6 protein-coding genes are annotated in these 4,812 nt (G+C 60.6%); 2 read left to right on the forward strand and 4 right to left on the reverse strand.

What is annotated here, in order from left to right; translation table 11 throughout:
- The first annotated feature begins 25 nt into the window (after positions 1-25).
- Positions 26-748 carry a sigma-70 family RNA polymerase sigma factor gene (locus F1609_RS20910; protein WP_167078589.1) on the forward strand — a complete coding sequence of 241 codons (723 nt, stop codon included), beginning with the start codon at positions 26-28 and terminating at the stop codon, positions 746-748.
- Positions 749-774: 26 nt separating this feature from the next.
- Positions 775-1,167: a hypothetical protein gene (locus tag F1609_RS20915; protein WP_167078590.1), complete on the forward strand. Its 393-nt coding sequence runs from the start codon at positions 775-777 to the stop codon at positions 1,165-1,167.
- Here F1609_RS20915 and F1609_RS20920 read toward each other — a convergent pair.
- The 4 genes from F1609_RS20920 to F1609_RS20935 all read right to left on the reverse strand — a co-directional run bounded on the left by F1609_RS20920 (position 1,161) and on the right by F1609_RS20935 (position 4,810).
- On the reverse strand, positions 1,161-1,727 hold the full coding sequence (locus F1609_RS20920; protein WP_167078591.1) for a FliH/SctL family protein: 567 nt from the start codon (positions 1,725-1,727) through the stop codon (positions 1,161-1,163). The two genes, F1609_RS20915 and F1609_RS20920, sit on opposite strands and share 7 nt — an antisense overlap.
- Before the next feature lie 436 nt (positions 1,728-2,163).
- Positions 2,164-3,336: a tetratricopeptide repeat protein gene (locus F1609_RS20925; RefSeq protein WP_167078592.1), complete on the reverse strand. Its 1,173-nt coding sequence runs from the start codon at positions 3,334-3,336 to the stop codon at positions 2,164-2,166.
- A gap of 119 nt (positions 3,337-3,455) precedes the next feature.
- Positions 3,456-4,067, reverse strand: coding sequence for a tetratricopeptide repeat protein (locus F1609_RS20930; protein WP_167078593.1), 612 nt, complete (start codon positions 4,065-4,067; stop codon positions 3,456-3,458).
- A 353-nt stretch (positions 4,068-4,420) separates the two neighbouring features.
- On the reverse strand, positions 4,421-4,810 hold the full coding sequence (locus tag F1609_RS20935; protein WP_167078594.1) for a hypothetical protein: 390 nt from the start codon (positions 4,808-4,810) through the stop codon (positions 4,421-4,423).
- Between the last annotated feature and the right edge of the window lie 2 nt (positions 4,811-4,812).

Below are 4,812 nucleotides of genomic sequence, written 5' to 3' on the forward strand. Positions count from 1 at the left end.
TTCACAAGGCGCCGTTGGCGCCCCCATGTCCACCGCGCTGGCCGACGAGCCGGCGCTGTGGAAAGCTGCGCGTGGCGGCGCCGCGGCCGCGCGTACGCGCCTGATTGAAGCCTACCTGCCCTTCGTGCGCATGCTCGCCGCCAAGATGTTCGCCGGCCGCATCGACCACGACCTCGAATTCAATGAATACCTGCAATTCGGCACCATCGGTCTGATCGAGGCGGTCGACCGCTTCGACCCGGGCATGGGCAACCAGTTCAAAACGTTTGCCGCGCACCGTATCAACGGCGCCATTCTCGACGGCATCGGCCAGATGAGCGAAAAGCGCACCCAGGTGAACACCCGCAGGCGGCTGCAGATCGAGCGGCGCGAATCGGCCCGGGAGGCGCTCGACGCCGGCACCGGGGACCTGTTCCAGCAACTGGCCGACGTGGCCATCGGGCTGGCACTCGGTTACGTGCTCGACGATCCGGTGGTGTACTACCATGAAGACGCCACAGTGGCCGACCAGCATTACACGCGGGTCGAGATGACTCAACTGCGCAGCAAGATACAAGCACTGGTGGGCAACCTGCCTGAGCAGGAACGAATGGTGATAAAGTACCATTATCTGAACCAGGTGCCGTTTGCCGCCATTGCCCAGACCATGGGCTTGACCAAGGGACGCGTGTCGCAGATTCACAATAAGGCGCTGGGATTGTTGCGGCGGGCGGCGAATGCGGTGAACGCCTGCGATATGGTGTGGTAGCGATCAACAAGAACGAAAGCGGGTCCATGGCGGGAATAAACAGCGTGCAGCAGATCGTCGCGACGATCCGTGCCGAAATGAGCAGCCGGGTCGGCAAAAACGACCGGCGCGGCCTGGCCATGGCCGAGAAACCTCCGCTGCGCTCCAGGCCGGCGCAGGCGCGCGCGCGCATGAGCGGCCTGCTGCAGCAGCGCGTGGCAGCACTCGACCCGGCCGATCCCGAGCGCGGGCGCAAGGCTTTCCGGATTTTTCTCGAATCGGTGTTGCTCGCCGAGTTCGGCGAAGAGTTGATCAACGATCCGGCGTTTTACGCCATGGTCGACCAGGTGCAACTGACGATGGAAGACGATCCGCAGATTGCCGGCGCGATCGCACAGGCTGCGCAGAGCCTGTGCGGCGACGGACGGACAACTTACTGAGGATTGGCGCGCGCGCCGACCAGCGTCGCGCGCAGCCGTTCGAGTTGGGTTTCGAGGCGGGCATCGAGTTCGCCATTTTCGGTTTCCACGATGCAGCCGCCCAGGGCGACCTTCTTGTCGCCGCTCCACGACACCAGGGTGCCTGAGGGCAGTGCGTCGTCCAGTGCCCCAACCTCGCGCAAGGCCGCCAGGTCGCCAGGATGCAGGCGGACCACCACCTTTTCGCTGCTGACCGCGTGCGCCGCCGCCTCGCTCACCAGCGCATGGATGCCCTCGCGCGTGACGGCGGCGCTCCCCATCATCTTGCACACCGCTTCGAAGGCGATGGCGACGGCCATGTCTTCCAGGCCCTTGAAGCCGGTGGCGGTGGCCTGCTGCAGCGCGTCGGCGATCGAGCGCACCCGGGCCAGCTCGGATTCGAAGGTTTTTTTGGCTTCCTCGGCGCCGCTCTGGCGCCCTTCCTGCAGGCCGCGCTCGCGGCCCAGTTCGCGTGCTTTGTCGGCTTCGACCTTGAACTCCGCAAGGACCGATTGGCGCGCCTGGGCGATCAAGACCTTCATGTCGGGCGCGGGCGGCGCCGGCGGGGGCGGCACTGGCGGGGGCGGTGCGGCTGGAGCCGGTGGCCGCAATGCTGCTGCGGGCAGCGGTGCAAGGGCACTGGCGGCCGGCGCCGTTAGCGCACTGAGCGCTGCCGGTGCGGCAGCAGCAGCGCTACTGGCCTCGCTGGCAACCGTACGCCGGCTCTTGAGCTTGCGCCTCTCTTCCGAGATGGCGGGGGAACGAATGATTGAAACCATAACTTCGACGATCTAAAAATAGGGAAGCCACGCTGTTGCGCGAGTGAGGGAACTGACAGTCTGTACTATGTCAGATCGCCGCTACCTTGGAAAGCAGGTTTTGCCGCGCCGGCGTGCCTGACTCGGCTGGAAGACGGCGCATTCCACGCATCGCATGCGTGGAAATGATCAGCCTACCTGTCTTCAAGCCGGCGGCGCCTTACTGCTTTGGATGCGCGGCGGGGGATGCGACGTCGAGAACGCGTTCGGCCACGACCTTAAAGTCGACACCGAACAGGTTCGTGCGGCCGGCTGTCGCTTTGAGCGTGGTGCTGCGGAACTGCTCCAGGTCGCTCAGCTTGCCGTCGAGCGCCATGCGGGCCATGGTGCCGGTCACGGATTGGGGGTTCAGACGCAGGGCGCGCTGCAAGGCTGCCTCGGCCGCGACGCGCTCACCGCGCAATGCGGCGACAAACGCAATCGAGCCATGGGTTTCGCTCATGTCGGGGTTGAGTTCAAGGGCACGCGAGAAGGCGGCGTCCGCCTTGGCCGGCTGGTTGCTCATCACGCGACACCAGCCGAGCGAGGTCCAGTTGGCGATGTTCGATGGCATCAGCTCGGCGGCGCGTTCGAGTTGCTGGCCAGCCGCAGGGAAGTCGCGCTTGAGCAGGTTGGCCATGCCGAGGCCATTCCAGATGCGGCCTTCCTGGGGATTGAGGGCGAGCGCTTCCTGGAACAGCGCGAGGGCGCCGTCGGCATCGGCGTCTTCCAGGCACAAGGTCGCACTGACGACCAGAGCTTCGAGCGGACGCGCGCCGTGCGCGAGTGCGGCTTCGCTCAGTCGGATTGCTTCGGCGCCTTTGTTGCTGTCTGCATAGGCGAGGCTGGCGGCGGCCAGGAACACTGGATCGGCCGACAAGCGCGCTTCGTGCTGCTCGATCAGTTCGATGGCGCGTGCGGTATTGCCGATGTGGTGATTCGCACGGACCAGCAAGGTAACCGTTGCCGCAGGCAAGTCGGGAGCGCGTTCGAACGGCGCCATCGTGTCCAGCGCAGCCTGGTGCTGGCCGAGCCAGAACTGGCAGGTGGCAAGGCTGAAGGCCAGGTCGGGATCGCTGATCTGGCTGAGCAAGGCGGCGTAGATCGGCGCCGCATCGCTCCAGCGCTGCTGGGCGGCGAAGACGTGGGCTTGCAGGCAGACGATCATCGGATCTTGCGGGAAAGCGGCGACGGCCGCCGCTGCGTGTGGCTCGGCGCCGGCCGGGTTGGACAGGGCAAGGTTGAGCTCGATTGCGCGGGTAAGCAATTTCTTGTTGGTGGGGTCCGCCGCGAGATACTCCTCGGTGCGGTCGCGCTGGCGCGTCAGGTCTTCTTGCGATGTCTGTTGTTGCATGATTCTAGGTCCGGGAGATGGTGGGTGCGGCGTGGCGGTGCGTTGGGCTGGCGGCGGCAGTGCGGGTTCTGCCTGGGCAGGTGCCGCATTGCCGCCGATTGTAGCTGATCGTGGGTGACTTACGTCGGTAGCGTGCCACCGTATGCGGACATGAGCAGGTGTCGGTGGTAGGGGTTGTCTTCAGCAGGCTCGTCGGCCGTTGCCGCCGGGGCGGGGACGGCCGATGGCGCCGGATTATCCGCGATCGCTTTCGCAATATCGTCGATGAACATTTGCATGTCCTTGTTAAGCGCAAGATTGGTGTGGTTCAGTTCGATACCTTTTGCCAGCGCGGCACTGGCCTCGGGCAGCTGATTTTGCGCGAGCAAAATCAAGCCGTGACCGAACAGGCGTAGTGGATCGCTGTCCGTCAGCTCCTGCAATGGGGAGAGTACCGTGACGGCACGCTCGGCATTGCCGTTGGTCAGCCAAAGCAAGCCTAACTGAAACCGTGCGATCGACAAGCCAGGATCGAGCGCGAGGGCGGACTCCATTTCGCCGACGGCACGGTCGTACATCTGGATCTGGGCATAATGAGCGCCAAGCAAAAAGTGCGTCGTGCCGGAGGCGTCAGGGCGCGATGCAGCCTCCTTGAAGTAGGCAATTGCCGCGCCATCATCGCCAGATGCGCTTGCGTTAACAGCAAGCTGGCATAGTTCGGCGTGATCTAATGTCGAAAATGTAGTTGACATAGATGAAATTATTCTTTTAATGTTGTTTAGCTAAACTAGTAGAGATCATTTTATCTGAAAATCAGTGTTAACTAGAGCACTATGGCCGCGAACAAAACTATGCTTTACGTGCCAAAATGCTTAAACCCTACCAACTGCGTACGTGATAGCAAATTATTTCTTCCTGTGCCACAAGCACATATTTTTTGGTAGGGTAGCCTTGGTTTTTCTCAGCCAAAAGGATCTAAATCTTATGATACCGACGCGCACCAGCGTCGAGCTTTCCATATAAAACCCCCTGATTCAATAATTTTCAAAATTAAAAATGCGATCAATATAATATTAAAGCCATACTATCCTGGAAACCTTGAGCATCACTCAGTACCATCCAATTCAAATAATATGTCCAAATTCATTTTTTTTGCGCTTGATTCCAAACCACTCAATTCATCTTCCGAGTAAAAACCAAGGTCCCACCATGGCAATCCAGAAGCAATCTGACGATCTAAATCATCTGGTCGGAAATTTGTCTTCCCGGAAAACACCTTGCGCACCTTAATTCGCAATTTCGTCACGGCTGTTGGATCAGCAGCGTTAATTTTAGCTTTATATGTCTTAATCCCCAAGGAAATAGGATCATGAACGTAATGAACCCGAGCATAAAATTCCTTACCGCATTTTTCGCAACGATATAGGCGCACAATCCCAACCTCGCTGACGATAACCGCGTCACCACCGCATTCTATACAACTGATCTCACTCATAA

It is taken from the genome of Massilia aquatica, from assembly GCF_011682045.1.
GTDB classification, from domain to species: domain Bacteria; phylum Pseudomonadota; class Gammaproteobacteria; order Burkholderiales; family Burkholderiaceae_D; genus Telluria_A; species Telluria_A aquatica.